Source organism: Mycobacterium shunyiense (genome assembly GCF_058270075.1).
On sequence record NZ_JBZDPU010000015.1, the window covers coordinates 229623 to 254701 of the forward strand.

General features: G+C 66.0%; 26 protein-coding genes, 1 pseudogene and 1 riboswitch. Of the genes and pseudogenes, 12 read left to right on the top strand and 15 right to left on the bottom strand.

Translation table 11 applies throughout. The features are described from left to right. Positions 1-72: 72 nt before the first annotated feature. Together AC4ELH_RS15435 and AC4ELH_RS15440 are read left to right on the top strand one after the other, a co-directional pair. Positions 73-687, top strand: a pseudogene (locus AC4ELH_RS15435) (carboxymuconolactone decarboxylase family protein); the annotation flags it as partial. 126 nt (positions 688-813) lie between these two features. Further along, the gene (locus tag AC4ELH_RS15440) at positions 814-1605 is read left to right on the top strand and encodes a phosphatidylethanolamine N-methyltransferase family domain-containing protein (protein ID WP_448448589.1); all 792 of its coding nucleotides are present in this window, start codon (positions 814-816) and stop codon (positions 1603-1605) included. A 3-nt stretch (positions 1606-1608) separates the two neighbouring features. On the opposite strand, the gene AC4ELH_RS15445 is transcribed toward AC4ELH_RS15440, so the two are convergent. The 11 genes from AC4ELH_RS15445 to AC4ELH_RS15495 form a co-directional block, all read right to left on the bottom strand. Further along, a complete protein-coding gene (locus AC4ELH_RS15445) occupies positions 1609-2103 on the bottom strand; it encodes a PPOX class F420-dependent oxidoreductase (protein ID WP_448448588.1) in 495 nt (164 codons plus the stop codon). Next, the gene (locus tag AC4ELH_RS15450; RefSeq protein WP_064879364.1) at positions 2103-3011 is read right to left on the bottom strand and encodes a sigma-70 family RNA polymerase sigma factor; all 909 of its coding nucleotides are present in this window, start codon (positions 3009-3011) and stop codon (positions 2103-2105) included. Before AC4ELH_RS15450 ends, AC4ELH_RS15445 begins: the two co-directional genes overlap by 1 nt. A 22-nt stretch (positions 3012-3033) precedes the next feature. Continuing rightward, positions 3034-3372 carry a cupin domain-containing protein gene (locus tag AC4ELH_RS15455; protein WP_448448586.1) on the bottom strand — a complete coding sequence of 113 codons (339 nt, stop codon included), beginning with the start codon at positions 3370-3372 and terminating at the stop codon, positions 3034-3036. A gap of 16 nt (positions 3373-3388) precedes the next feature. After that, entirely contained in the window at positions 3389-4807 is a 1419-nt protein-coding gene (locus tag AC4ELH_RS15460; RefSeq protein WP_448448585.1) for an NAD(P)/FAD-dependent oxidoreductase, read from the bottom strand. Between the two features lie 53 nt (positions 4808-4860). Further along, positions 4861-5949 (bottom strand): ABC transporter ATP-binding protein, encoded by a 1089-nt coding sequence (locus AC4ELH_RS15465; protein ID WP_448448584.1) that lies wholly within the window; start codon positions 5947-5949, stop codon positions 4861-4863. After that, a complete protein-coding gene (locus AC4ELH_RS15470; RefSeq protein WP_236734645.1) occupies positions 5939-6739 on the bottom strand; it encodes an ABC transporter permease in 801 nt (266 codons plus the stop codon). The genes AC4ELH_RS15465 and AC4ELH_RS15470 overlap by 11 nt, the downstream gene beginning before the upstream one ends. Beyond that, entirely contained in the window at positions 6736-7623 is an 888-nt protein-coding gene (locus tag AC4ELH_RS15475; RefSeq protein WP_448448583.1) for an ABC transporter permease, read from the bottom strand. Before AC4ELH_RS15475 ends, AC4ELH_RS15470 begins: the two co-directional genes overlap by 4 nt. Positions 7624-7637: 14 nt before the next feature. Continuing rightward, on the bottom strand, positions 7638-8762 hold the full coding sequence (locus AC4ELH_RS15480) for an ABC transporter substrate-binding protein (protein ID WP_498885267.1): 1125 nt from the start codon (positions 8760-8762) through the stop codon (positions 7638-7640). Positions 8763-8835: 73 nt separating this feature from the next. Next, positions 8836-9429 carry a helix-turn-helix domain-containing protein gene (locus tag AC4ELH_RS15485; RefSeq protein WP_003882365.1) on the bottom strand — a complete coding sequence of 198 codons (594 nt, stop codon included), beginning with the start codon at positions 9427-9429 and terminating at the stop codon, positions 8836-8838. Between the two features lie 238 nt (positions 9430-9667). Next, positions 9668-10816 (bottom strand): FAD-dependent oxidoreductase, encoded by a 1149-nt coding sequence (locus AC4ELH_RS15490; protein ID WP_498886175.1) that lies wholly within the window; start codon positions 10814-10816, stop codon positions 9668-9670. Between the two features lie 28 nt (positions 10817-10844). Next, positions 10845-12332, bottom strand: a complete 1488-nt coding sequence (locus AC4ELH_RS15495; protein ID WP_064879351.1) for a gamma-aminobutyraldehyde dehydrogenase — start codon at positions 12330-12332, stop codon at positions 10845-10847. 123 nt (positions 12333-12455) lie between these two features. On the opposite strand from AC4ELH_RS15495, the gene AC4ELH_RS15500 reads away from it, so the two are divergent. From AC4ELH_RS15500 to AC4ELH_RS15510, 3 genes are all read left to right on the top strand, one after another. After that, positions 12456-12971: an Lrp/AsnC family transcriptional regulator gene (locus tag AC4ELH_RS15500; protein WP_038566321.1), complete on the top strand. Its 516-nt coding sequence runs from the start codon at positions 12456-12458 to the stop codon at positions 12969-12971. Next, positions 12968-14356, top strand: a complete 1389-nt coding sequence (locus AC4ELH_RS15505; RefSeq protein ID WP_064879349.1) for an aspartate aminotransferase family protein — start codon at positions 12968-12970, stop codon at positions 14354-14356. Before AC4ELH_RS15500 ends, AC4ELH_RS15505 begins: the two co-directional genes overlap by 4 nt. 90 nt (positions 14357-14446) lie before the next feature. Then, positions 14447-15445, top strand: a complete 999-nt coding sequence (locus AC4ELH_RS15510) for an SMP-30/gluconolactonase/LRE family protein (RefSeq protein WP_448448580.1) — start codon at positions 14447-14449, stop codon at positions 15443-15445. Here AC4ELH_RS15510 and AC4ELH_RS15515 read toward each other — a convergent pair. Beyond that, positions 15442-15648 (bottom strand): winged helix DNA-binding protein, encoded by a 207-nt coding sequence (locus tag AC4ELH_RS15515; protein ID WP_448448579.1) that lies wholly within the window; start codon positions 15646-15648, stop codon positions 15442-15444. The genes AC4ELH_RS15510 and AC4ELH_RS15515 overlap by 4 nt on opposite strands. Positions 15649-15922: 274 nt before the next feature. Here AC4ELH_RS15515 and AC4ELH_RS15520 point away from each other — a divergent pair, with 274 nt between their 5' ends. The 6 genes from AC4ELH_RS15520 (at position 15923) to AC4ELH_RS15545 (ending at position 21464) form a co-directional block, all read left to right on the top strand. Next, on the top strand, positions 15923-17137 hold the full coding sequence (locus AC4ELH_RS15520; protein ID WP_448448578.1) for a D-alanyl-D-alanine carboxypeptidase family protein: 1215 nt from the start codon (positions 15923-15925) through the stop codon (positions 17135-17137). A 210-nt stretch (positions 17138-17347) separates the two neighbouring features. Beyond that, a complete protein-coding gene (locus AC4ELH_RS15525; protein WP_064879342.1) occupies positions 17348-18022 on the top strand; it encodes a ferric reductase-like transmembrane domain-containing protein in 675 nt (224 codons plus the stop codon). A 49-nt stretch (positions 18023-18071) separates the two neighbouring features. Continuing rightward, positions 18072-18701, top strand: coding sequence for a TetR/AcrR family transcriptional regulator (locus AC4ELH_RS15530; protein WP_448448576.1), 630 nt, complete (start codon positions 18072-18074; stop codon positions 18699-18701). Continuing rightward, positions 18698-19969 carry a glycosyltransferase gene (locus tag AC4ELH_RS15535; protein ID WP_448448575.1) on the top strand — a complete coding sequence of 424 codons (1272 nt, stop codon included), beginning with the start codon at positions 18698-18700 and terminating at the stop codon, positions 19967-19969. The genes AC4ELH_RS15530 and AC4ELH_RS15535 overlap by 4 nt, the downstream gene beginning before the upstream one ends. A gap of 7 nt (positions 19970-19976) precedes the next feature. Beyond that, a complete protein-coding gene (locus AC4ELH_RS15540) occupies positions 19977-20207 on the top strand; it encodes a F0F1 ATP synthase subunit C (protein WP_165617822.1) in 231 nt (76 codons plus the stop codon). Then, the gene (locus AC4ELH_RS15545) at positions 20208-21464 is read left to right on the top strand and encodes a glycosyltransferase (protein ID WP_498885272.1); all 1257 of its coding nucleotides are present in this window, start codon (positions 20208-20210) and stop codon (positions 21462-21464) included. Positions 21465-21561: 97 nt separating this feature from the next. Here AC4ELH_RS15545 and AC4ELH_RS15550 read toward each other — a convergent pair whose 3' ends face one another. Beyond that, a complete protein-coding gene (locus tag AC4ELH_RS15550; RefSeq protein ID WP_498885274.1) occupies positions 21562-22419 on the bottom strand; it encodes a nitronate monooxygenase in 858 nt (285 codons plus the stop codon). Between the two features lie 22 nt (positions 22420-22441). After that, a riboswitch (guanidine-III (ykkC-III) riboswitch) is annotated at positions 22442-22506 on the top strand. A gap of 12 nt (positions 22507-22518) precedes the next feature. Between AC4ELH_RS15550 and AC4ELH_RS15555 the strand changes: the two genes are divergently transcribed. Continuing rightward, entirely contained in the window at positions 22519-22836 is a 318-nt protein-coding gene (locus tag AC4ELH_RS15555) for a DMT family transporter (RefSeq protein WP_064879333.1), read from the top strand. A gap of 173 nt (positions 22837-23009) precedes the next feature. Here AC4ELH_RS15555 and yhjD read toward each other — a convergent pair whose 3' ends face one another. Continuing rightward, on the bottom strand, positions 23010-24026 hold the full coding sequence (gene yhjD, locus AC4ELH_RS15560) for an inner membrane protein YhjD (protein ID WP_064879331.1): 1017 nt from the start codon (positions 24024-24026) through the stop codon (positions 23010-23012). Positions 24027-24050: 24 nt separating this feature from the next. Next, positions 24051-25064 carry a tryptophan--tRNA ligase gene (trpS, locus tag AC4ELH_RS15565; protein WP_064879329.1) on the bottom strand — a complete coding sequence of 338 codons (1014 nt, stop codon included), beginning with the start codon at positions 25062-25064 and terminating at the stop codon, positions 24051-24053. Positions 25065-25079: the final 15 nt, after the last annotated feature.

Here is a 25079-nt window from a genome sequence, read left to right on the forward strand (position 1 = left end):
GCTACGCCCGCCGAACCTGAGCTTGTGTGCGAGATTCCAGCGAAAACTCACACATAAGCTCAGGCTCGCCTGTCACACATTCCGGGGCCATCTCGTCTAACGGATATGACCGAGACGAAGACACGAATCCCCGCTGTAACCCCCAAACAAGCCGGCCTGCTGACCCGCGCCATGTATTGGTACGCCAAGCGCCAGTTCGGTGAGGTGCCTGAGCCGTTCGCGGTGGCCGCTCACCATCCGCGTCTGTTGGTCGCCAACGGTGTCCACGAGATGCTGCTGCAGGGCGGCTCCAAGAAACTGCCCGCCACCGTTCGCGAGCTCGCGGTGTTCTGGACCGCCCGCACCGTCGGCTGCTCGTGGTGCGTGGACTTCGGCTCCATGCTGATGCGGTTGGAGAACCTCGACGTGGAACGGCTCAAGTCGATCGACGACTACGCCACCTCGCCGCTGTTCACCGACGACGAGCGCGCCGCGATCGCCTATGCGAACGCGATGACCACCGACCCGCACACCGTCACCGACGAGCAGGTGGCCGATCTGCAACGCCGGTTCGGCGACGACGGCGTGATCGAGCTGACCTATCAGATCGGAGTAGAGAACATGCGGTCGCGGATGTACGCGGCGCTGGGCATCACCGAGCAGGGCTTCAACTCCGGCGATGCGTGCCGGGTGCCTTGGGCGGAGTGAGCGCGGGGAGCAGTGACTCCGGAGTGAACGTCGGGGGGCTGGCTCCAAGATGCGGCCAGGTGGTAGAACACGTTACAGAAACAGTGGCCCCCGCTGCTGAAACCACCTGCTCAGCGAGGAGCGCCCATGCACTGGTACACCGGCAACACGTTCTACGACACCGTGCTGACCGCGGCCTTCGCATTCGCCGTGTTCGTGATCATCGGCGGCTTCTTCGCACAGAGCTCGTATGGGCGTTTCTCGACGACGAAACTCGGCCTCAACCTCAACCCGAAGCTCGGCTGGTGGCTGATGGAGATCCCCGCGACCGTGGTGTTCTTGATCAGCTACCTGGCCGGGCCCAACCGGTTCGAGCCGACGTCCCTGGTACTGGCCGGAATCTGGATGCTGCACTACGCCAACCGGGGCTGGTTCTTCCCGCTGGCGATCCGTCAGGTGCCAGGCAAGCGCGGCACCTTCAACGTCTCGGTGATCGTGATGGGCATGCTGGTCACATCGATGCACGGCTACCTCAACGGGACCCTGTTCAGCCATGACTACTTCGGGCAGTACACCACCGCGTGGTTGACCGACCCGCGATTCCTGGTGGGGTTGGTGATCTACCTGTGCGGGTTCGCGCTGTTGGTCAGCTCCGAGTCGATCGTGCGAAACCTGCGTGAGAAGAACAACCCCGGCGTTGCCGAGTACCGGATCCCGTTCGGCGGCGGCTTCCGATTCGTCACCAGCCCGGCGTATCTGGGCGAGATCATCGCCTGGTCCGGGTTCGCGCTGCTGACCTGGGCCCTGCCCGGCGTCGCGATCCTGCTGATCACTGCAGGCAACCTGGTCCCCCGGGCGCTGGGCACCCACGGCTGGTACCAGGAGAAGTTCCCCGAGTACCCCGCCGATCGCAAGGCGTTGATCCCCTACGTCCTGTGAGCGTCACGCCTCCGCGGGCGTGATCTCGATGTAAGCCGTGGGTACCCCGGCCAGTTGACTGCCGTAGTCGAGGCTGCGTTCGAACACCTTCATCGGCGCACTCCAGTTGGCGGCGATGACCGCCTCGGCATGGGCGTGTTCGGCCTCGGGCAGGATGCGGGCCACGCCGGCGACGACGGACCCAGTGGGCTTGCCGCGCAGATTGCTCGCGACCACAAGGACTTTCGGGTTGTTGCGGATTCGCTTGACCTTCCCGGTCGACGGATCGGTGCGCACATAGATCTTGCCGCCGGCCACACCGTGGTTGATCGGGCTGGGCATCGCCTCCCCTGAACGCTTGAAGGTCACCAACACGATCTGGCGGTAGTTCTCGAACCCGGTGAAGTCCGATCCGGTCGGTGCGCCGATGTCGAAGGCGTCGCGATGGCGCATCTTGTCCATGCCGCGGAACATCATTCGGCTCAATGTGTGGGCCAAGGTGCCCGGTTCGTTCGGCATCATTGAGCACCTCGCAGGGGCGATCCGGTGAACTTGTCAGGGTTGGCGATGTCCCAGACCGCACAGACCAAGCCGTCGCGAACGGTGAAGATCGTCACCCGCGGCATCATCTCGGGGTAGCCGTCACCGGCGGGAGCGCCTGCCGTGTAGACCCCCAGCTGGCCGTTGACGAGCGCAAATTGACTGCCTGCCAACCAGTTCGGGCCATACTTCTTGGACAGACCGAGGATGAACCGGGCCACCTTGTCCGGCCCGTGGATGACGCGGGCAGCGGTCGGGGCACGACGGTTCGAATCACCGGTGAACGTGACGTCGGGATGCAGCAGCCGGACGACGGCATCGAGCTCCCCCGACGCCAGGGCGGCCATCAGCTCGCCTGCGACCTGATTGTGCAGGTCGTCGGGCGACGAAGCAGGCGGATTGTCGGACACCGCGCGGCGGGCTCGCGAAGCCAACTGGCGGGCCGAGGCATCGCTGACACCAAGCACGCCGGCGATCTCGCTGAAGGGCAGGCCGAACCCGTCGTGCAACACGAACGCCACACGCTGATCCGGGGTCAACCGCTCCAACACCACCATCGCGGCGAACCGGGCGTCTTCCCCGGCCACCACCGCGTTGAGCGGGTCGTTGGCGTCCAGCCCGGTCACGACAGGCTCCGGCAGCCATTCACCGTAATAGGCCTCACGGCGGTGGGCAGCCGAGCGCAACCGGTCCAGACCCAGCCGGCTCACCACAGTGGTCAGCCAGGCCCGCAGGTCGGCGATCGTGGTCTGGTTCGATTCCCAGCGGATCCACGCGTCCTGGACGATGTCCTCGGCATCGGCGAAGGTTCCGGTGAGGCGATAGGCCACGGCAAGCAGGTGTGGCCGCAACTCCTCGAACTCGCCGACCCGAGCGCTCGCGGTCATGCCCCCAGTTTAGGGCGCGCCCTCAGACACCGATCATGACGTACGTCTTGCGGATCGCCTCAGTGACGAACCACGTCCCGCGCCACCCTCGGGGCAGGACCAGCAGCGTGCCCGGCCCGATGTCGGCGCTCATTCCGTCCTCGCCGACCACGGTCCCTGCGCCCGAGATGATGTGACAGACCTCTGTCGCACTCGAACGGTCCGCGGTGAACTCCCCCGGGCCGCATTCCCACACCCCGGTGTCGGTCACCGCATCGGCCCAGACACTGATCGCAGATTCCAGCTGACCGCTGACACTCGTCGGTTTCGGTTGTGGCTCGGGCAGTTCGGCAGTTGTGGCGTCAACATGCAGAAGGTTCACAGTCGTCTCCATGGCGTCAGCGCCCCGTGATCTTGTTGGCCACCCGTGCCAACCCACTGGTACCGGCCAGCCCGCGGGTGGACTCGCGACGGTCAGCGGTGCGGTACAGCGCATACATCGCCTGGACCCCGAGCCATCGGAATGGCTCCGGTTCCCACTTGCGGACCCGTCGCCCCACCCAGGGCAACCGGGTGAGCGCGGTGTCACGCTTGAGGACGAGGTCGGCAAGTGTGTGCCCGGCCAGGTTGGTGGTGGTCAGACCGCTGCCGACATACCCTCCCGCGGTGCCCAGCCCGCTGGCCTGGTCGAAGTCCACGGTGGCAGTCCAGTCGCGTGGCACTCCGAGCACACCGCACCAGGCGTGCTCGATCGGAACATCGCGGGTCGCGGGGAACATGTCGCGAACGAGCGCCCCGAGAGCGTCGATGGTCCACTGCTGGGTGGCGCCGCGATGGTCGAGCGCTGAGCCGTACCGGTAGGGAATTCCACGGCCGCCCAGGGCAATTCGATTGTCCGCCGTACGCTGGGCGTACATGTAGCCGTGCGCGTAGTCGCCGAGGAGCTCGACCCCCTTCCAGCCGACCTCCTGCAGCACGGATTCCGGAAGCGGTTCGGTCACCACCATCGACGAATTCATCGGCAGCCACGCGCGGCGTTGTCCCGGCATGGTCGCGGTGAAACCTTCGAGACAGCGCAGGATCACGGGGGCGCGGACATCGCCGCGCGCGGTGATGGCACGGCCAGCCTTGATGTCGGTCACCTCGGTCTGCTCGTAGATGGCGACGCCCATGCCCTCCACCACGCGGGCCAGGCCGCCGACCAGCTTGGCCGGCTGCACCCGTGCGCAGTGCGGGGTGAACAACGCACCCATGGCGCCTTCTACCCGGATGCGGGCGTTGGACTCGTCACCGGTGAGCACAACGAAGTCGTCCTCGGTCGCACCCCAGCTCCGCTCGTAGTCGAGCGACTCACGCAGCCTGCCCATCTGGGCCTGGTTGCGTGCCACGTGCAGCACACCGTCCTTGACGATGTCGGCCTCGATACCCTCGGATTTCGTGACGCCGATGACCTCGTCGACCGCACCCCGCATGGCCCGCATGAGTTCCACGACGCCGCCGTGACCGTGCGTGGAGGCATAGGCGTCGCGGGACCCGGCGAGTTCCGCGGACAGCCATCCACCGTTACGGCCGGACGCCCCGAATCCGGCGAACTCCTTCTCCAGCATCACGATTCGCAGGTCAGGCTGCTCCCGCTTGAGGTAATACGCTGCCCACAAGCCGGTCAGCCCCGCCCCGACGATGCAGACGTCGGCTTCGAGCGACCCCGGCAACGGCGGTCTCGATTTCGGAAAACCCGCCGCGCGATACCAGAACGACACGCTGCCGTTCACGAAGTCATTGGCGAGACCGCTGGTCGTGCGACCGTCGGGGGACATCTTGGTTCTCCTGTACTCGTGGCTGTTGTCAGTGATGGATATGCCGGCCGACGTCATGTGTCGGCGGGCAGGATCGTGGCGACATCCGGATCGAAGGTCAACCAGACCTTCTGCCCCGTGTGGGTCGGCGTGATGCTGTCCGCGCTTTCCCGGACGAGCGCGACGGTGCCGTCGGGCAGGCTGACCTCGACCTTGCGGGAGTTGCCCAGGTAGATTTCCTGAATCACGGTGCCCGGCACCGCATTGACGGCCTCGGGCTCCCCGTCGCCGGTGAGGATGCGGATCCGCTCCGGACGCACCACCACGGCCACCGCGTCTCCACTGGCAGCATCACCCCGGCCGGCCACGATCCGCCGCCCATAGGCGTTCACGGCGAGCCCGTCTTCGAGCTTTCCGTAGAACAGCGACGACTCCCCGAGGAACCGGGCCACGAAGATGCTCTTCGGGCGCTCGTAAAGATCTGTGGGCGAACCGATCTGTTCGATTCGGGCCTTGTTGAACACTGCGATGCGGTCCGACAACACCAGGGCCTCGTCCTGATCGTGCGTAACGTAGACGAACGTGGTGCCGAGCTCGCCGTGGATGCGCTTGATCTCCAGTTGTAGCGAATCGCGCAGTTTCTTGTCCAGCGCACCGAGCGGTTCGTCCATCAGCAGCACGCGCGGTTCGTAGACCATGGCGCGGGCAAACGCGACCCGCTGCTGCTGACCACCGGACAGTTCCTTGGGCATCCGCTTGCCGTAGCCGTCGAGGCCGACCGTCCGCAGCGCGGCGGCCACCTTCTCGCGACGCTGAGCCTTGGCCATCTTGCGTTGCCGCAGCGGGTATTCGACGTTGTCGATCACCGTCATGTGCGGGAACAGCGCGTAGTGCTGGAACACCATGCCGATGTTGCGGCGGTACGGCGGCAGATCGGCCACCGGCCGGCCGTCGATCAACAGCTCGCCCTCCGTGACGTCGGCGAAACCGGCAATCATGTTGAGCGTGGTGGTCTTTCCCGACCCGCTGGGACCGAGAAGGGTGAGGAACTCACCGGGCCGCGCGTCGAGGTCGATGGCGTTGACGACGGTCTCCGACCCGTAGGTCTTGGTCAGGCGCCGCATGGTGATCGACGCTCCGTGCGGGGTTTGGTCAGTGGACACGGTTCCTCCTGCGCGAATAGATGCCCGCGACGACCGTCAGACACGTCGTGAGGGCAAGGATGAGGGTGGCGGCCGCAGCGATGGTGGGATCGGTGTCACGGGTGACCGAGGCATACATCTTGACCGGCAACGTCTGCAGATACGGGTTCTGGATGAACAGCGACAACACCACTTCGTCGAAGCTCGTCGCGAATGCGAACAGCGCACCCGAGAGCACCCCTGGGGCCACCGACGGCAGTGTGACGGTACGGAAGGTGGTCCAGCGGCCGGCACCACAGATCGCCGCGGCATCCTCCAGGCGCCGGTCGAACCCCTGCAGGCTGGCCATCACCGGCACGATGACGAAGGGCAGCGCCAACATGCTGTGTGCGACGACGAAGCCGAACACCGTCCCGAGCAGGTTCAACCTCAGGAACAACGCGTACAGGCCGACCGCGACCACGATCACCGGAACGACCATGGGAGCCAACAGGAATGCGCGTATCCCCTGCCGGCCGGCCAGCGAAGTGCGGCTGAGCGCCACCGCCGCGGCAGTGCCGAACAAGGTGGCGAACACGGCCACCAGGACGCCGACTTCCAGGCTCGCCTTCAGGGCCGAGATCCACGCCGGGTCCTCGAAGAACGTGTGATACCACCGCGTCGACCATCCGGTCGGCGGGAACGCGAACGAGGGCCGGTCGGTGAAGCTCAGCGGCACCACGATCAACGACGGTGCGACCAGCCATAATCCGACACCCGCGCAGAACAGTCCGAGCAGAACGTTCCAGAACGTCTTCATGTGCCGTGTCATGTCGTGCGCTCCTTCCGGTTTCGGCGCAGCAGGTACATCAGGGCCGCGAGGACCAAGAAGGTGACGAGCAGCAGGACCACGCCCATCGCACCTCCCCTGCCCCAGGCCAGCAGGCTCGTGACCTGCACGTAGATCTGCTGACTGATCAGGGCGTCATCCGGAGCGCCGAGCAACGCCGGGGTGACGTAGAAGCCGAGGCTGCTGATGAACACCATCAGGCAGCCCGCTCCCACGCCGGGCATCGACAACGGAACCCAGATCCTGGCGAACGAGATCACCGGTCGCGCACCGAGACTCGACGATGCGAGCACGAGCCTGCGGTCGATACCGGACATCACGGCGTACAGCGGCAGCACCATGAACGGCAGCAGGATCTGGCTCATGCCGATGACCACGCCCAAATTGGTGCGCAGCAACGGCACACCGCCCAGCCCGACGAAGGACAGCAGGGTTTGGATCGGTCCGCCGTCCTCCAGCAGGATCACCCAGGCGAAGGTGCGCACCATCAGGCTGGTCCAGAACGGCACCAGCACGATCAGTGTCAGCGCGATACGCACCGCCGGTCCGAACGCGACCATGGCGTACGCGTACGGGTAGCCGAGAACCAGGCAGATCGCCGTGACCTCCAGGCCCGTGGTGAACGTGCGCAACAGAACGCTGCGTTGCACGGAATCGCCCAGGTACCAGGCGAAATTGCCGAAGCCGAGTTCTGGATCGCTGAATGCCTGCCAGAACATGATGGCCAGCGGCAGTCCGAACACCCCGACCACGAGCAGGATCGACGGCAGCAACAACCCGACGTCGCCCAATCTCCGACCCGAAGGCGGGGCGGTTGTCTGGATCTTGGGTGGCGCACCACCGGCCAGAACATCGACCATCGACATACGACGAAACCCTCCTAGCCCGCGAGCCAGGCCGTGTACTTGGAGGCGATGTCCTCCTGGTGTTCGGCCCAGTAATCGAGGTCGAGCGGGAACTTGTCCTTCTCCCGCTCCGGCGTGGTGGTCAGATACGACCGGGCGAGGTCATCGAGTTGAGGCTTGGCATCGACGTTGATCGGGCTGTACGACGTCAGTTCAGCGAGCTTGGCCTGCTGCTGCGCACCGAGATAGAAGTTGATGAACGCCATGGACGCCTTGGGATTCCGGGCGCCGATCGGCACGGCGATCGTGTCGGCCTCGGGCATCCACTGGTCCCACATCGGAGCGAATGGCGCGCCGTTCTTGACCGCCGAGTAGGCGCGACCGCTCCACACGAGCGCCATGTCGACCTGGCCGGATTCGATGAGCTGTTGAGACTGTGCGCCGGTGGTCCAGAAGATTGTGTCATTGCGGATGGAGTTCATCTTCTTGAGCGCGCGGTCGAGATCGATCGGGTAGACCGCGTCGGGTGCGACACCGTCGGCGAGGAGGGCCCCCTCGGGCACTCCGGGGTCAAGCTCACCGGGCACGCCCTCGATGGCCCGCTTGCCGGGGAACTTCGCGGTGTCGTAGAAGTCGGCCCACGTCTTCGGCGGGTTCGCACCGTACTTCTTGGTGTTGTAGACCACGATCAGGCCGTAACCCATTGCCGGAACGGAACAGTCGTCGGTCTTGGTCCCCGCGGGCAGCTTGCTGATGTCCACGATGCTGGTGTCGAGCGGCATGAATAGCTTGCCGCAGTTCTTGGCGGTGAACACGTTCGTGCTGTCGACCACGTCCCAGGTCACGTTCTTGGAGTCGACCTGGGCTTTGATCTTCGAATTCTCGGTGGGCCCGTCCTGCAACACTTTTGCCCCGGACTGCGCCGCGAACGGTTCGATCGCGGCCTTCGCCTGACCGTCCTGGAAGATGCCGCCGTAGGAGACGAACGTCATCGTGGTGCCCTTGAGCGCACCCTCCTTGATGGTGCCCGCCTGCGGCGGTCCGCTCCCGAGGTCGACGTCGGCGGCCTGGCCGGGACCTGCCGGGGTACACGCGGTGGCCAGGAGGACGCCTGCGGCGATCAAGGCGGGCACACTGCGGGCTACACGTGACTTGTTCATTTGCGGATCTCCTTTGATCTGGGCGGAAAGGTGTTCGCGGATGCGGTCACATCCGCAGCGGGCGAGCGGCCCGTCAGGTCGGCCAGTCAGTCGGGGGGCTGACGATCCAGATGAGTTCGACCGGCGCGTCACTCAAGTTGTGAACGGTGTGCGGCATGGATGTCCGGTACTCCGCGCTGTCGCCCGGTTCGAGCAGGTAGCGCTCGCCGTCGAGCTCAAGCGTCGGAGTACCGGCGATGACGATGAGAATCTCCTGCGCGTCACCGTGCACATACGCCTCGCCCGCACTCGAGCCGGGCGACAGTTCCCCCGCGTACACCTCGAGGTTGCGAAGCGGCTTCTGCGACAACAGGTACTTCGAGCTCAGCTCCGACACCTCGATGGTGGGACGGGCCGCCTTCCGGAGAATGCGGACGTCGCTGACCTCGTCGTCGGTGAAAAGGTCGGGCAGGACGATGCCCAGTGATTGCGCCAATCGGCGCAACGTTCCGACACTGGCGTTGACCTGGCCGCGCTCGACCTGGCTGAGGAAGCCCGGGGAGATACCGGCCCGGTCGGCCAGCTGCCGAAGAGACATCTTCCGCGCGGCGCGGAACTGCCGGATCCGGGCACCGACCACGGTGTCTGCCGTCGTCCCAGCGGGATCGGGCTCGACAGTCGCACTCATATCGAAACATCCGTTCGTCTCATAAGAGCAAGAGGATTGTTTTCAGCGAACACTTTGTTCGCTCCGGCCGAACCCTATGTCTGCCTCGAGTGCGCGCGCAAGGCCTGGATCACATTCCCCACACTTTGTGGGATAGGACACACTGGCGCGTTATCAGCAGCTGTCGGCAGAAATACCGATGATCAGCCCGGTCAAATACGCCGCCAACGACTGATTCCGTAGAACGCCCGCAGGCCTTCTAGTGCCTGCCGAGCACATGCGGGCCGGTGCGCGCGGGCACGCCCTGAGAGAAGCGCGCCAACGACCAGGCGGCCACATCGGCGTCCGGCACGCGTCCCTCGGCCAGATCCGCCAGCACCTCGCCCATCAGCGCGGAGTACTTGAAGCCCTCCCCCGAGTCCCCGCAGGCGACCACGATCCCACCGGCGAGCCGATCGACGACGAAGGTGCCGTCGGGAGAGTCGGTCCAACTGCACACCTGGGCGTCGAGAACCGTCGGATCCACCGAGGACATATCGGCGCACACCCGGTCACGCAGCACGGCAGTCCGCTCGGCATCGGGCGTCCGATCGATGTCGCCGGCACGGTAGTCCCGCAAGGGCTTGTCCAAACCGATCTTGTACCCCGCGCCCGGCGAGGGCATGGCATAGATGCCGGGGCGGTCCTCACCCGGCCCGTCGAACAGGCACGGAAAGTCGTCGGTGGCAGCAGGATCCGCCGGATCACCGAAGTACACCACCTGTTCCAGGTATGGGTGCAGCGACAGCTCGAGGCCGAGCGGCGACAACAGCGGCCCCGACCCCGGCCCCGCAGCGATCACCACGACGTCGGCGTCGATGGTGTCACCGTCGTCCAGGACCACCCGCACGCCGTTGGCCACCGTCTCGACTGCAGCCACATCCCGCTCCAGAACCGTTGCGCCGGCAGCACTCCGGAAGAGGCTCAGCTGCGCCCTGAGCGATTCTCCGGCCAGGACGACACCCGCCACCGGCTGCCACAGGGCATGGCGCCCGTCGCCGCGCAGACCGGGGAAGAACCGGCCCACATCGCCAGGAGCCACGCTCGTGTACGACACCCCGAGAGCGTCCAGCGTCGACTGCACGCCAGGCAGTGACTGGTCGTCACGCCACAGCAGGCCATGGGTGAGGAACACCGGGGTGCCGGCGCGTTCGGCCAGGCGCCGCATCGCGTCAACTCCACGCTGCGCCAACCGAACCCGGAGCGGGTCGGGATCGGCCAGCCGCCACAACCGGGTCGACCCTCCGGATGACGACAGCGTGTTGAGCGGGCCGTAGCGATCGATCAGCGTCACCCGGTGCCCGCGGCGGGCAAGTTCGGCCGCAGTGGGCAGACCCCAGGCGCCGGCGCCGATCACCACGCACTTCATGGCCACGGCGGCATTCCCTCCAGATGCGTCAGCGCTTGTTGAAAACCGTTCGGTGCCATTCTTTTTCGGCAACCCCGGTGATGTCGCTCATCACATGTTTGATGGTGAGGTACTCCTCGAACGAGTAATCGCTCATGTCCTTGCCGAAGCCCGACGCGCCGACGCCACCATGCGGCATCTCGCTGATGATCGGGATGTGGTCGTTGACCCACACGCATCCGGCGTTGATCTCGCGAGAGGCGCGCTGGGCGCGGTACACGTCGCGGGTCCAGGCCGAGGCTGCCAGACCATAGACGGTGTCATTGGCCTGCCGGATCGCGTCGTCGTCATCGGTGAACGGCCGCACGGTGAGCACCGGACCGAAGATCTCGTCGCGATAGACCTCGGAGGTCTCGGCGACGTCGGCGATCAGGGTGGGCCGGTAGAACGCACCCGGGAGATCGGGCGCAACCCCGCCGGTGACGACGCGGCCGCCCTGCTCGGGTGCGCGCGCCACCATCTGCGCGACCTTGTCGCGGTGGGCGAACGAGATGAGCGGGCCCAGGTCGGTGTCGGGATCGTGCGGATCTCCGACGACCATCTTGCTCATCACCTCGGCGACGCCGGCGACGAAGTCGTCGTACAGGTCCCGGGCCACGATCGCCCTGGTCGCAGCGGTGCAGTCCTGGCCCGTGTTGATCAGCGAACCGGCCACCGCCCCCTGGATCGCGGCGTCCAGATCGGCGTCGTCGAACACCACGAACGGCGCCTTGCCACCCAGCTCAAGCTGGGTGCGGTGGCCGTGGACGGCGGCGGCCGCCATCACCTTGCGGCCGACGGCGGTCGAGCCGGTGAAGGTGACGACATCCACGTCGCGGTGCCCGGCAAGGGCGTTGCCCACGTCGGCGCCACCACCGGTGACCACGTTCAACACTCCGTCGGGCAGCCCGGCCTCGGTGGCCAGCCGCGCCAGAGTGAGGGTGGTCAGCGGGGTGATCTCGGCCGGCTTGATGACGACCGAGCAGCCGGCCGCCAGCGCCGGGATGACCTTCCACACCGCCATCTGCAGCGGGTAGTTCCACGGGGTGATGGTGGCGACGACGCCGACGGCTTCGCGCCGAATGCTGGAGGTGTGGTCACCGGAGTACTCGGCCGTGGCCTTGCCCTCCAGGTGGCGGGCCGCACCGGCGAAGTAGTCGATGTTGTCGATGCTGCCCGGCACGTCGAACTCGGTGGCCAGGCGCACCGGCTTGCCGGTCTGGCTGACCTCCTCGGCAATCAGCTGATCAGCATGTTCGTCGGCGAGCTTGGCCAGCTTGGCCAGCACCGCGGACCGCTCGGCGGGTGTCGCCTTGGACCACCCGGGGAACGCCTGGCGGGCGGCAGCGACGGCGTTGTCGACGTCGTCCGGGGTGGCCAGGGCGTAATCGGCAACGGCCTGCCCGGTGGCCGGGTCGATGATCTGGTGGGTCGGCCCGGAGGTCGCCACGGGCGCCCCATTGATCCAGCTGCTTGTCACATTCACTGCCACGCTCATGGAGCCCCACGGTAACCGATGCCACATTTCTTCTCTACGCAATCCCGCGTTGGACCCGGTTCAAACAAGGGATTTCATCGATTCGATTGCCACAAACGACGGATTCCGTGCACAATCGGAGGCATGAGCAACCCTGAGGGTGACGACCTTCAGCCCGTCCCACTGCGGGTGAACAACAATTCTCGCACCGCCTTTCAACTCGACGACCTGTCGAAGGCGATCATCGAGAAGCTGCAGGCCGACGGCCGCCGTTCGTATGCCGGGATCGGTAAGGCCGTGGGCCTGTCCGAGGCCGCGGTGCGCCAACGCGTGCAACGCATGGTCGACGCGGGTGTCATGCAGATCGTCGCGGTCACCGATCCGCTGCAACTCGGGTTCGCGCGCCAGGCGATGATCGGCATCCGGTGCACCGGCGACACCCTCAAGCTGGCCGAGAAACTGTCCGCCATCGACGCCGTCGACTACGTGGTACTGACCGCGGGATCCTTCGACGCCATCTGCGAAGTGGTCTGCGAAGACGACGACAGCCTGCTCGAACTTCTCAACACCCAGATCCGCTCGCTGCCGGGAGTGATAACCACCGAAACCCTTGTTTACCTGAAACTTGTCAAACAGCAATACAATTGGGGAACGCGATGACTATCGCAGAACACGCACCAACCACCTCCACCACAGATCTGGCCGCCAAGGCGAACCGCCACCTGTGGGGACACTTCGCCCGGCACGGCGAAGGCATCACACCGCCCATCATCACCCGCGGCGAGGGTGTCCGGATCTTCGACGACAAGGGCAAGAGCTACATCGACGGCCTGTCCGGCCTTTTCGTCGTCCAGGTGGGCCACGGCCGCAAGGAGCTTGCCGAGGCTGCCGCCAAGCAGGCCGAGAAGCTGTCCTTCTTCCCGCTGTGGTCCTACGCCACGCCGCCGGCCATCGAACTGGCCGAACGCGTGGCCAACTACGCCCCCGGCGATCTGAATCGGGTCTTCTTCACCACCGGCGGCGGCGAGGCCGTCGAGAGCGCCTGGAAACTGGCCAAGCAGTACTTCAAGCTGACCGGAAAACCCGGTAAGCACAAAGTGGTTTCGCGCGCGATCGCCTACCACGGCACCCCGCAGGGCGCGCTGGCGATCACCGGCATCCCGGCGTTCAAGGCTCCGTTCGAGCCGCTGACCCCCGGCGGCTTCCGCGCTCCGAACACCAACTTCTACCGGGCACCTGCCGAATACGCGCACGACGAAAAGGCTTTCGGCCGTTACTGCGCGGACCGGATCGCCGAGGCCATCGAGTTCGAGGGACCCGAGACCGTCGCTGCGGTGTTCCTCGAGCCGGTGCAGAACGCGGGGGGTTGCTTCCCACCCCCGCCCGGCTACTTCGAGCGGGTCCGCGAGATCTGCGACCAGTACGACGTGCTGCTGGTGTCCGACGAGGTGATCTGCGCATACGGTCGCATCGGGTCGATGTTCGCCTGCGACGACTTGGGCTACGTACCCGACATCATCACCAGCGCCAAGGGCCTGACCTCGGGCTATTCACCGCTGGGGGCGATGGTGGCCAGTGACCGCCTCTTCGAACCGTTCAACGACGGCAAGACCGTCTTTGGCCACGGCTATACCTTTGGCGGACACCCGGTTTCAGCCGCGGTCGCCATGGCCAACCTCGACATCTTCGAGCGCGAGGGCATCAACGACCACGTCAAGCAAGCCGCCCCGGCGTTCCGGGCCACCCTGGAGAAGCTCTACGACCTACCGATCGTCGGCGACGTCCGCGGCGAGGGCTTCTTCTACGGCATCGAACTCGTCAAGGACAAAGCGACCAAGGAGACCTTCAACGACGAAGAGTCCGAGCGTCTGCTGCGCGGGTTCCTGACCCCGGCGCTGTGGGAGGCCGGCTTGTACTGCCGCGCCGACGACCGTGGCGACCCAGTGATCCAGCTGGCCCCGCCACTGATCAGCGGGCAGGCCGAGTTCGACGCGATCTACGAGATCCTGCACGGCGTGCTGTCCGAGGCAGGAAAGCTGTTGTAGCCCCACCCCCTTTGCGTCGAAACGGCATTCCGGCAGAAGAAGTTCGAGTAACTCTCTGCCGGAATGCCGTTTCGACGGCAGACTGGCGGCGTGCCACGTAAACCCCCGATCGATCCGGTTCGTTGGACTCCGCCTCCCATTGACGAGTTGCCGAACTTCGGCCCTGCCGAACTGACCATCGTCCCGCTGCCTGGCGACGGGCCCGAGGATGTCGTGGTCGACGCCTCCGGGCAACTGTGGACCGGGCTGGTCGATGGACGCATCGTGCGGGTGTCGCCCGACGGAGCGGCTGAAGTGGTGGGCAATACCGGCGGACGTCCGCTGGGCCTGCATGTCGCCCGCGACGGCCGGTTGCTCATCTGCGACAGCCACCGCGGACTGCTGGCATTGGAACCTGCTACCGGAGTGTTGTCCACGCTGGTGGAATCGGTGGATGGCCGCCCGTTGAGGTTCTGCTCGAATGTCACCGAGACGGCCGACGGCACAATCTATTTCACCGAGTCGACCAGTCATTTCCATTTCGAGCATTTCGCCGGCGCCGTCATGGAAGCCCGCGGCCGCGGCAGCCTGTTCAGGTTGAATACCGACGGCTCGGTCACCACACTGCTGAACGGCCTGTACTTCGCCAACGGCGTGACCACCACCGCCGACGAGTCGGCGTTGGTGTTCGCCGAAACTCAGGGCCGGCGCTTGTCGAAGTACTGGCTGAGCGGGCCGCAGGCCGGGTCGGTGACGCCGCTGGCGGTGCACCTGCCCGGGTACCCGGACAACATCTCCACCGGCGCCGACGGCCGGATCTGGGTGGCGATGGTGTCTCCGCCCAACGCCGCCGCAGAGGCCCTCGCACCGCGCGCGCCGGTGATCCGAAAACTGCTGTGGCAGTTGCCTGACCGACTCCAACCCAAGATCCGTCCCCAGGTGTGGGTGCTGGCCTTCGACGCCGACTCCGGCGAGGCGCTCGCCGGGCTGCGTACCACCCGGCCGGATTTCGGCACTGTCACCGGGGTCGTGGAATCCGCAGGCAGGCTGTGGATGTCGACGATCGCCTTCCCGGCGCTGGCCTGTGCCGACCTTCGCGACTTGGGTTAGTTGCGGTTCTTCAAGGCATCGCCGACGCGTCTGGCGCTGTCCCCCAGAGCGTTCATCTGTTCCCGGTCCAGCGGCGCGAGATAGAACTGCCGCACCAGCATGGCGTATGTGCGCAGCACCGGCCGCAGATAGTCCTGACCCTGCCGGGTGATCCCGACGGCGATTCCCCGCTTGTCCTCGCGGCTACGAAACCTGCGGACCAATCCTCGTTCCTCCAGGCGAGGCCTCCTCTGCAAAGTAAAGCCAGACCCGCCAACAGCGCTGCCGAGCTTCCTCCGGGTCGGGGGACGCCGGGTAACCGGCAAGCATTCGGGTCCCATCCTCCGCGGGGCCCGAATGTCTGCCCGGATCGACATGCCGAGCCGACCACGCATGCCCACCGCCGCATACAGCACGTTCACATTTGTCACACAAACCACACACGTCACAGCGTGGCAAACGGGAAATTGTGTCCGAGTCACCTAATCTTCGGACACGATGGCGACCTTGCGGAGGACTACCCAGCGCGCAGTGTCCGTGTTTGCGGCACTGACGATGCTGACGGCACCCCTGATGACGGCCGGCGTAGCCAATGCTGACCCGGCGCCCGAATGCCCGTACAAGGTCACCACTCCCCCTGCGGTCGACGCCTCGGAAGTGCCCAAGCCAGGCGAGGTCACACCGGGACCACTGCCCGTACCCGCCAAGACGGTTGGCGGTGAGGCGCTCTCAGGCTGCGGAGTGATCACCGCCGCAAACACTCCGCCACTGCCCAACGATGTCTCCGCCGAGGCCTGGGTGGTCGCCGACCTCGACAGTGGCGACATCATCGCCGCCCGCGACCCGCACGGCCGGCACCGCCCGGCCAGCATCATCAAGGTATTGGTGGCCACCGCTGCGCTCAACGAACTCAACCTCAACAAGTTGGTTGCCGGTACCCAGGACGACGCAAACTCCGAGGGCACCCGGGTAGGCGTCGGGCCCGGCGGTCAGTACACGATCAACGACCTGCTGCACGGTCTGTTGATGCACTCCGGCAACGACGCCGCACATGCCCTCGCGGTTCAGCTGGGCGGCATGGACCCCGCGCTACAGAAACTGAACATCCTGGCGGGCAAGCTCGGCGGGCGCGATACCCGCGCGGCCACACCGTCTGGCCTGGACGGCCCCGGTATGAGCACCTCGGCCTACGACATCGCCCTGTTCTACCGCTACGCCTGGCAGAACCCAGCCTTCGCCGACATCGTCAGGACGCAGACCTACGACTTCCCCGGACGTGACGGTAATCCGTCCTACCAGGTGGAGAACGACAACAAGCTGCTCTACAACTACCCGGGCGCGATGGGCGGCAAGACCGGATACACCGATGACGCGGGGCAGACATTCGTGGGCGCCGCCAATCGTGACGGCCGCCGCCTGGTGGCCATCCTGATGAAGGGCACCCGGGTCCCGATCGCGCCGTGGGAGCAGGCCGCACACCTGCTCGACTACGGGTTCGCCACTCCCCCGGGAACCAAGGTCGGAACTCTCGTCGACCCCGATCCGTCGCTGACCGCCCCCAAGGCCGACCCAGCGGCCGCTGCGCAAGCGGCTTCGGTGCTGCCTCCGGCAGATGCCCTGCCCGTGCGGGTCGGCGTCGGGATCGTCGGGGCCCTGATCGTGTTGATGCTGATGATGGGCGCACGGTCACTGAACCGCCGAACCATTCGCTGATCTGCGATCTATCGGCATCTGCGAAATGCTTCGGCGGCAACCTCTTCGGATTGCACGCAGCCGGCCATAGTGCGCCCCGGGATAGACACCTTCATCTGCTATGTAGATGACATTCATCGAAAACGCTCGTTGGATGCGATGACTCAATCGTGTTCGACTAGATGGCGTGATCTTCGGACAAGGCCCGTCTCAGCAGGAGGAGTTCTAGAAGTGTCGACCGAAATATCTGACGCCGAAAACGCCGCACCGGCCCCCCGCGCCCCACTCAAGTCCATGCTTTCAGGCTGGACGTTGACGTGGTTCCTCATCGTGGCGATCGCCGTCGGCTCAACCCTCGCGGCGTGGGTGGTGGGCGGCGTCAACGGAGCCAACCTCGGCATCCGCATCACTGCCCGGACATCGGCGATCCTTTTCCTGCTCGCCTTCACCGCGTCGTCGCTGTACCAGTTGTGGCCGAACAACACCACCAAGTGGATCCGCCGCAACCGACGCTATCTCGGCGTCGGCTTCGCCGGATCTCACTTCGTCCACGCCGCATTCATCGTCACGACAATCGTTCTGAACCAACAGCGGTTCGAGACCCGCGTCGTCGATCCCACCCCCCACGGTGTCTTTGTCCTGGACTTCATCGCCTACGGATTCATCATCGCGATGACCATCACCTCGTTCGACCGCATCTCCAAGCGCATGCAGTACTCGACGTGGAAGAACCTGCACCTCACCGGCAGCTACGTCATCTGGTTTACGTTCTTCATCGCCTACTGGCGTCGAGGCGTCACCTACACGGAGTTCTACGGACCGTTCCTCATGATTGTCCTGGCCGCGCTGATCATCCGGTTCATCGCCAAGGCGAAGCGAGGTGCGGCGAAGGCCTCGCGCACCTAGCGACGGTGCACCCTTGCCAATGTCTGACCGATCGGTCTAATCTCAGACCATGCGGTCTGAACGCACGAAAACGTTTACCGAACAGGCCCGGCGCCGGCAGATCGTCGAGGGCGCCCTGGAGGTGATCGCCGAACAGGGCTATCCGCAGGCTTCCCTGGCGCGCATCGCCGAGCACATCGGGATCGCGAAAAGCGCTGTGCTCTACCACTTCACCAGCAAGTCCGAAGTCGTCGAGGCGGTCTTCACCGAGATCTTCACGCGTGGTGCCGCAGTGATCGTGCCCGCGGTGAATGCCGAAACCACCGCGGCGGCAAAGCTGTCCGCTTACATCCGGGCCAACGTGGCGTTCGTCGCGGCCAACCGAGCCGCGGCCGTGGCAATGCTCGAGCTCATCTCCGGCTACCGGGACGCAAACGGACTACGGGTTGACCAAGCGGCCGCCAAAGCCGTTCAAGACCATCCGCCGACCGGGGATCTAGCCGCCCTGGACCCGCTGACCGTCTTCGAGGCCGGAATGAACGACGGCGAATTCCGGGAACTGTCACCGCTGTTCATGAAGAACATCCTGCGCGGCGCGTTGGACAGTGCGGCGCAAGAGTACGCCCGAGATCCCGACTACGACGTGGTCGGCCACGGCGAGGTGCTTGTCGAGATCTTCGCGAAGGCCACGGCACGATGACCACCGTCATGATCGCGGCGTTCGGCACCCGCGGCGACGTCGCACCGTACACGGGGCTGGCCCGGCACCTGATCGAATGCGGTTACCAGGTGGCGATCGCCGCGCAGGAACCCTACCGAGCGCTCGTCACCGACACCGGTGTCGACTTCCGACCGCTGCCCGGGGACACCGAACAGGCGACCAGGAACTCCCCCGCGGCACAAGCTTTCGTCGATGGTGGCCGAATGCGGCCATCGACTCGATTGCTGGACGAGATGCGCTCGGACATGCGCGATCTGGGTGTGGCCCTGGCCGATACCGCGGCCGACGCGGACCTGCTTCTGCTGCCCGCGGTGGCAGCGGTCGTGGGATACCACGTGGCCGAGGGACTCGGCATCCCGAGCGCCGGTGTGTTTCTCCAGCCCACCGCACCGACCGGCGACTTCCCACCATCGGTGCTCAGCGCGAGATCTTTCGGCCGTTGTGGCAATCGAATGTTGGGGCGTATCGGCGCCGTCGGCGAAAAGGCCTATCTACCAGTGATCAACGAGCTTCGCGCCGGCCTGGGCCTAACGGCCACATCACGCACGGACTACCAGCGGCGACGTACGGCCGGCTGGCCGATCCTGCACGGCTTCAGCCCACACATCGTGCCCAAGCCCGGGGACTGGCCGCCGCATCTCCACGTGACGGGCTACTGGTGGCCACAGCACCCCGGCGGATGGCAGCCACCAACACGGCTCACCGATTTTCTGCAGGCCGGACCGCCGCCGGTCTACATCGGACTCGGAAGCACCGCAACGGCGCACGGTCCCCAACTCTCAGAGATCATCGGGGCCGCGGTCCGCCGTGCAGGGGTTCGGGCCGTGGTCCAGCGCGGCTGGGCCGGTCTTCGGTGCGACAGTGACGAGGTCATCACGATCGGTGACGTCCCGCATTCCTGGCTGCTTCCTCAGATGTCGGCGGCGGTCCACCACTGCGGCGCGGGCACCACGGCAGCGGCGTTACGCGCCGGTATCCCGTCGGTGCCGGTGACAGGAATCATGGACCAACCCTTCTGGGCCGCGCGAATGCACCGACTCGGTGTGGCGGCCCTGCCGATGCAGCGCCGATCGCTGAACGCCGAGTCCTTGTCGCGCAGCATCCGCGACGTTGTCACCACCGGGTCGTACCGCGCTCGGGCCCAGGAACTCTCGAAGCAGCTCGATCGCGAGGACGGTGCCGCGAACGCCGCCGCCGTCATCACCAAACTGCTCGATCGATCACAGGAGGTGCACCATGGCAAGTGAGGAATTGATGGGCCACGCCCTGCTGGCCGGCGGGATCGTGCTCGCCGGCGGCGCGATCGGCGCCGGAATCGGCGACGGGCTGGCCGGCTCGCAATTCATCGCCGGTGTCGCGCGCCAGCCAGAGGCCCAAGCACGTTTGTACACACCGTTTTTCATCACCGTCAGCCTGGTGGAGGCCACGTTCTTCATCAACATCGCCTTCATGGCGTTGTTCGTGTTCGCCACCCCGGGAGGGTAAGTGGCGACCATCGCGATCATCGCCATCGGCAGTCGCGGTGATGTCGCACCGCTGACCGGGGTCGGTATGCGGCTGCGGCAAGCCGGCCATCGCGTGATCATGTTGGCATTTCAGGCATTCGCCGATCTGGTGACCGGATGCGGGCTGGAGTTCCGCGGCCTCGACGACGGCCCCGACGACAACACAGCCGATCTATCGGACGTGTCGGCACGCCAGGCCGCGCAGGCGATGGCAGCGTTCCTCTCCCCACGCGGCATGCGAGGGTTGGGCGAGGGCGTGCTGGCCGCCGTGGGCGACGAGGGGATCGACGCCCTGCTGCTGTCGCCGTTCGCCGAACTGGTCGGCCATCCGCTGGCCGAGGCGCTCGCCATCCCCAGCATCGGCGTGCGGTTGCAGCCCATGTCGACGACTGCGGACCACCCGCCGGCGTTGATGGGAGCGTGGACCGCCGGTCGGTACGGAAACCGGGCGGCGGCGCGGATCGGCGAGACGATGATCGACGGCCTATACGGCAGGACTACCAACCACTTTCGCGAGAGACTCGGTCTGTCGAAGGCCTCGGCTCGATCACTACGACGGCAACGCAGCGACGTTCATTGGCCCATCCTGTACGGCTACTCCCCTGCGGTTGCGCCGAGGCCGTCGGACTGGAGAACGGGGATCGACGTCGTCGGCTACTGGTGGCCGGCCCGCCCGGTCGGGTGGCAACCACCCGCCGAACTGGTGAGGTTCCTCGACGCCGGCCCACCGCCGGTTGTCATCGGTTTCGGCAGCACCGTCAACAGCCGCGTCGCGGCCGAGACCTTGTCCACCGTTGTGGCGCAGGCCGTTCGAACCACAGGCACCCGGGCAGTGATCCAGGCCGGATGGTCGGGACTCGATGCCTGCGGCGACGACGTGCTCGCCGTCGGCGAGGTGCCACACGACTGGTTGTTCCCACGGGCGGCAGCCGTCGTACATCATTGCGGCGCGGGCACGACAGCCGCCGGCCTGCGGGCGGGCGTACCAACAATTGCGGTCCCGGCCGGCATCGGAGACCAACCGTTCTGGGCACAACGGCTCGTCGAACTCGGCGTCAGCCCGCCACCGCTCCGGCAGAATCGCCTCAACCCGGACAATCTGGCCACGTCGATTCGAAAAGTGTTGTCGACCAATATATTTCGAGACAGCGCCGAAAGCCTTGCCGTCCAGATCAACGCCGAGGACGGTGCGGGCCAGGTGGCCTCGATCGTGGAGGAGGCTCTCAGCTACCGGTAACGAATTCGCCGATTCGGCTGACACATAATTGCCGAGCGAGTTAAATACGTCCCGGGCCTGCCAATCCGCCGCCGCTCTCGGCGGTTTGGCAGGCTCATCACTGCCAACGTCGCAGTAGCTGCTCGGCGCCGTCGGACAGCGACCGCACGATTTCGGCAGCACCGGCCTCCCGCTGCACCGCACCTACGCCCTGTCCCGCGTTGACGGGCGATCCACGCAGCACTCGCTCGGGAATCGTCGCCGGCCACCGATAGCCGGCGGCGACGTCGTAGCCGGTGGTGAGCTCGGTGTCGTCACCCGCCGCGGCCAGCAACGCATCACGCGCCGGCGCCGGCGTTAGCGCCTCGACACACGCCGCGAATGCCGTGCCGACCCAGGCGGCACCCGCTCCCGCCGCCAGCACCGCAGCCACCGCGCGCGGCGAGGAGATCCCGCCGGCGGCCAGTACCGGTATGTCGACGGCGTCGAGTACCTCGGTCAACAGCGGCAGCGTCCCGACCGTTGGCTCACCGTGGCCGCCACCTTCGGCGCCCCGGGCCACCACCACGTCGACACCGGCGTCGACTGCACGCCGGGCGGCATCGACCGTCGCCACCTGGGTTGTCACCGTGAGGCCCGCATCATGCGCCCGACGCACCCAGTCCCAGTCATCCCCGAAGCTCACGCTCAACAGCGCCGGCTGGGCGGCCAAGGCCACGTCGAACAGATCGGGCCGATCCTGGGCAACCCAGTGCACCAAGCCAATTCCGAATCGCTGCCCGTCGAGTTGAGCCAACTCGGCCGTCAACTGGTCAGCTGTCGCCGAGCTGCCCATGCCGACCATGCCCAGACCGCCGGCAGCCGAGACCGCGGCGGCCAGCCGGCCTCCTGCCGCACCGCCCATCGGCGCGTTGACGATTGGGACATCGATGCCGATCGACCGCGACCAGGTGGTTGCCAAGCTCACAGCCCGCAATGTTACGTCGTTGTTACAATGGGAGTCGCCAGCACATGGCACCGGACGAGGCGCACCCGTACCCGGCCAGCGACAAGACGGGGTGTTTGGAGGTGTGCCATGGCATGGCTGATTCTCGTCGTCTCAGGTGTCCTGGAAGCGGTCTGGGCGACTGCCCTGAGCAAGACAGAGGGTTTCACACGTCTGGTTCCGTCGGTGATTTTCGGTGTGGCCCTTGTGTTGTCGATGATCGGGCTGGCAATCGCGATGCGCAGCCTGCCGCCCGGCACCAGCTATGCGATCTGGGTCGGCATCGGCGCGGTGCTCACCGTCGCCTTCGCCATGATCACCGGCGCCGAGTCCGCGTCGGTCATCAAGGTTCTACTGATGCTCGGCGTCGTCGGCTGCATCGTGGGCCTCAAGGCCGTCAGCCACTAGACGTTTTCCCGCCCTGCTTTGTCACGCCAGCGTGGCTGTCGACCGCCGGCGCCACTCCAGCGTGACAAAGTGCGGCGGGTGCGCACTCCAGCGTGACGCTCGACCGCCGGCGCCACTCCAGCGTGACAAAGCCGTGGGTGAGCCGCAGCCACCGACCACCGGCCGTCCGGTTACTAGCGGCGCAGCAGGCGCGAAAGCCCGAGGGCCCCAATGGCTCCCATGGCGGCCGCGGCCAAGGCTCCGGTCACCCCGATACCCTCGTGGACCTGCACCCTGGTGACGATCTGCGCAGGATCCGGTGGTGGCACCGGCGCCTCGGCCAGGCTCTCCGTGGACGTCGCCGCCCAGGCCGTCGCGAACAAGATCAGCCGCGCGGTGACATAGGCGAACACCATCAAGCCAAGCACGGGGCCGAACGTCGCCCCAGCCGGGCCGTTCAGCACGGACTGCAGGTAGATCGACGCCACCTGCTTGAAGATCTCGAAACCCACGGCAGCCAGGAGGCCGGCCCGGATCGACCGGCGGAACGGCACCGGTTCGCGCGGCAACCGGGAGATGATCCAGGTGAACAACAGCCACGAGATCGAGACCGACACCGCGATCGAGATGACGCGCAACCCGCCGCCGAGTAGGGCGCCGTCGTGAAGGCCGATCCAGCGCAATATCTTCCGCATCAAGGAGGGGTCCCCGAGCACGGTCAGCCCGATGGTGACCACCATCGCCAGGAACGCCGACACCAGTGCGAGCAGATCCGACAGCTTGTTGCCGACGAAGCTGGACTCGGCGTGTTGCTCCCACATCTGGCTCAGTGCCTCACGCAGATTGGCCATCCAGCCCAGTCCGGCCCACGCCGCGGTCGCAAGGCCGATCACGCCGACCGTACCGCGCGAGGCGATGGCCGAGTCCATCAGCGTGACCAGTTGCTGGCCGAGGTCACCGGACACCGCCTCACGGATCCGGTGCTCGATTTCTTCGAGCAGATCCGGACGGCGCGACAGCAGGAAGCCACCGGCGGCGAACCCGACCATCAGTAGCGGGAACAGGGCGAAGATCGTGAAATAGGTGATGCCAGCGGCGTAGAAGTTGCCGTTGCAGTCGTTATAGCGCTCCTGTGCCCGCATCACGTGGTCGAACCAGGGGAAGCGGGCGCGGACCCGTGCCAGTAATCCCGGCTTCTCCGGCTCGTTCACCGCCGACCCTCCCCTGGCCACTCATCACGTTTGCTGGAGAAACCCTATCTTGTCGTAAACCCGGGCGAGGGTCTTCCCCGCGACCTCCCGGGCGTGTTCCGCCCCGGCGGCCAGAACCGACTGGAGTTCGGTCGGATCGGCCAGGAGTTCATCGACCCTGGTCTTGATCGGCGTGACGAACTCGACCACGGCCTCGGCGGTCTCCTTCTTGAGATCGCCGTAGCCGCGGCCCGCATAGCCTTCGACCAGCTTGTCGATGTCGGCCCCGGTCACCGCGGACTGGATGGTGAGCAGGTTGGAGATACCCGGCTTGTTCTCCTGATCGAACCGGATCTCACGCTCGCTGTCGGTCACCGCGGAGCGGATCTTCTTGGCTGTGGCCTTCGGATCGTCGAGCAGGCTGATCAGCCCGGCATCGGACGCCGCAGACTTGCTCATCTTCGCCGACGGATCCTGCAGGTCGTAGATCTTGGCCGTGGCCTTCGGAATCATCGCCTCGGGCACCACGAACGTGTCGGGGAACCGGGCGTTGAACCGCTGCGCCAGGTCGCGGGCCAGCTCCAGGTGCTGACGCTGATCCTCTCCGACCGGCACCAGATCGGTGTCGTAGAGCAGGACGTCGGCGGCCATCAGCACCGGATAGGTGAACAGGCCCACGGTGGTGGCGTCCGCACCCTGCTTCTGCGACTTGTCCTTGAACTGTGTCATCCGCGATGCCTGGCCGAAGCCGGTGAAACATCCGAGCACCCAAGCCAATTGGCTGTGCTCGGGGACATGGCTCTGGACGAACACGGTGCTGCGCGCCGGATCGATGCCCAGCGCCAGGTACTGCGCGGCGGTCACCAGCGTGCGCCGACGCAGGGTCTCGGGATCCTGCGGCACGGTGATGGCGTGTTGGTCGACGACGCAGAAGAACGCCTCGTACCCATCCTGTAGCTGCGCCCAGTGCGTGACGGCGCCCAGGGCATTACCGAGGTGCAGGGAGTCCGAGGTGGGCTGAGCGCCCGAGAATACGACCTGTTTGCTTCCGCTACTCATGATGCTGTTGATTTT

What these genes read in the sequence shown, in the direction of transcription:
- AC4ELH_RS15440 (WP_448448589.1), top strand. Translation starts at nt 814, where the DNA reads ATGCACTGGTACACCGGCAACACGTTCTACGACACCGTGCTGACCGCG.
- AC4ELH_RS15445 (WP_448448588.1), bottom strand. Translation starts at nt 2,103, where the DNA reads ATGCCGAACGAACCGGGCACCTTGGCCCACACATTGAGCCGAATGATG.
- AC4ELH_RS15450 (WP_064879364.1), bottom strand. Translation starts at nt 3,011, where the DNA reads ATGACCGCGAGCGCTCGGGTCGGCGAGTTCGAGGAGTTGCGGCCACAC.
- AC4ELH_RS15460 (WP_448448585.1), bottom strand. Translation starts at nt 4,807, where the DNA reads ATGTCCCCCGACGGTCGCACGACCAGCGGTCTCGCCAATGACTTCGTG.
- AC4ELH_RS15470 (WP_236734645.1), bottom strand. Translation starts at nt 6,739, where the DNA reads ATGACACGGCACATGAAGACGTTCTGGAACGTTCTGCTCGGACTGTTC.
- AC4ELH_RS15475 (WP_448448583.1), bottom strand. Translation starts at nt 7,623, where the DNA reads ATGTCGATGGTCGATGTTCTGGCCGGTGGTGCGCCACCCAAGATCCAG.
- AC4ELH_RS15480 (WP_498885267.1), bottom strand. Translation starts at nt 8,762, where the DNA reads ATGAACAAGTCACGTGTAGCCCGCAGTGTGCCCGCCTTGATCGCCGCA.
- AC4ELH_RS15485 (WP_003882365.1), bottom strand. Translation starts at nt 9,429, where the DNA reads ATGAGTGCGACTGTCGAGCCCGATCCCGCTGGGACGACGGCAGACACC.
- AC4ELH_RS15490 (WP_498886175.1), bottom strand. Translation starts at nt 10,816, where the DNA reads ATGAAGTGCGTGGTGATCGGCGCCGGCGCCTGGGGTCTGCCCACTGCG.
- AC4ELH_RS15495 (WP_064879351.1), bottom strand. Translation starts at nt 12,332, where the DNA reads ATGAGCGTGGCAGTGAATGTGACAAGCAGCTGGATCAATGGGGCGCCC.
- AC4ELH_RS15500 (WP_038566321.1), top strand. Translation starts at nt 12,456, where the DNA reads ATGAGCAACCCTGAGGGTGACGACCTTCAGCCCGTCCCACTGCGGGTG.
- AC4ELH_RS15505 (WP_064879349.1), top strand. Translation starts at nt 12,968, where the DNA reads ATGACTATCGCAGAACACGCACCAACCACCTCCACCACAGATCTGGCC.
- AC4ELH_RS15520 (WP_448448578.1), top strand. Translation starts at nt 15,923, where the DNA reads ATGGCGACCTTGCGGAGGACTACCCAGCGCGCAGTGTCCGTGTTTGCG.
- AC4ELH_RS15530 (WP_448448576.1), top strand. Translation starts at nt 18,072, where the DNA reads ATGCGGTCTGAACGCACGAAAACGTTTACCGAACAGGCCCGGCGCCGG.
- AC4ELH_RS15535 (WP_448448575.1), top strand. Translation starts at nt 18,698, where the DNA reads ATGACCACCGTCATGATCGCGGCGTTCGGCACCCGCGGCGACGTCGCA.
- AC4ELH_RS15540 (WP_165617822.1), top strand. Translation starts at nt 19,977, where the DNA reads ATGGGCCACGCCCTGCTGGCCGGCGGGATCGTGCTCGCCGGCGGCGCG.
- AC4ELH_RS15555 (WP_064879333.1), top strand. Translation starts at nt 22,519, where the DNA reads ATGGCATGGCTGATTCTCGTCGTCTCAGGTGTCCTGGAAGCGGTCTGG.
- trpS (WP_064879329.1), bottom strand. Translation starts at nt 25,064, where the DNA reads ATGAGTAGCGGAAGCAAACAGGTCGTATTCTCGGGCGCTCAGCCCACC.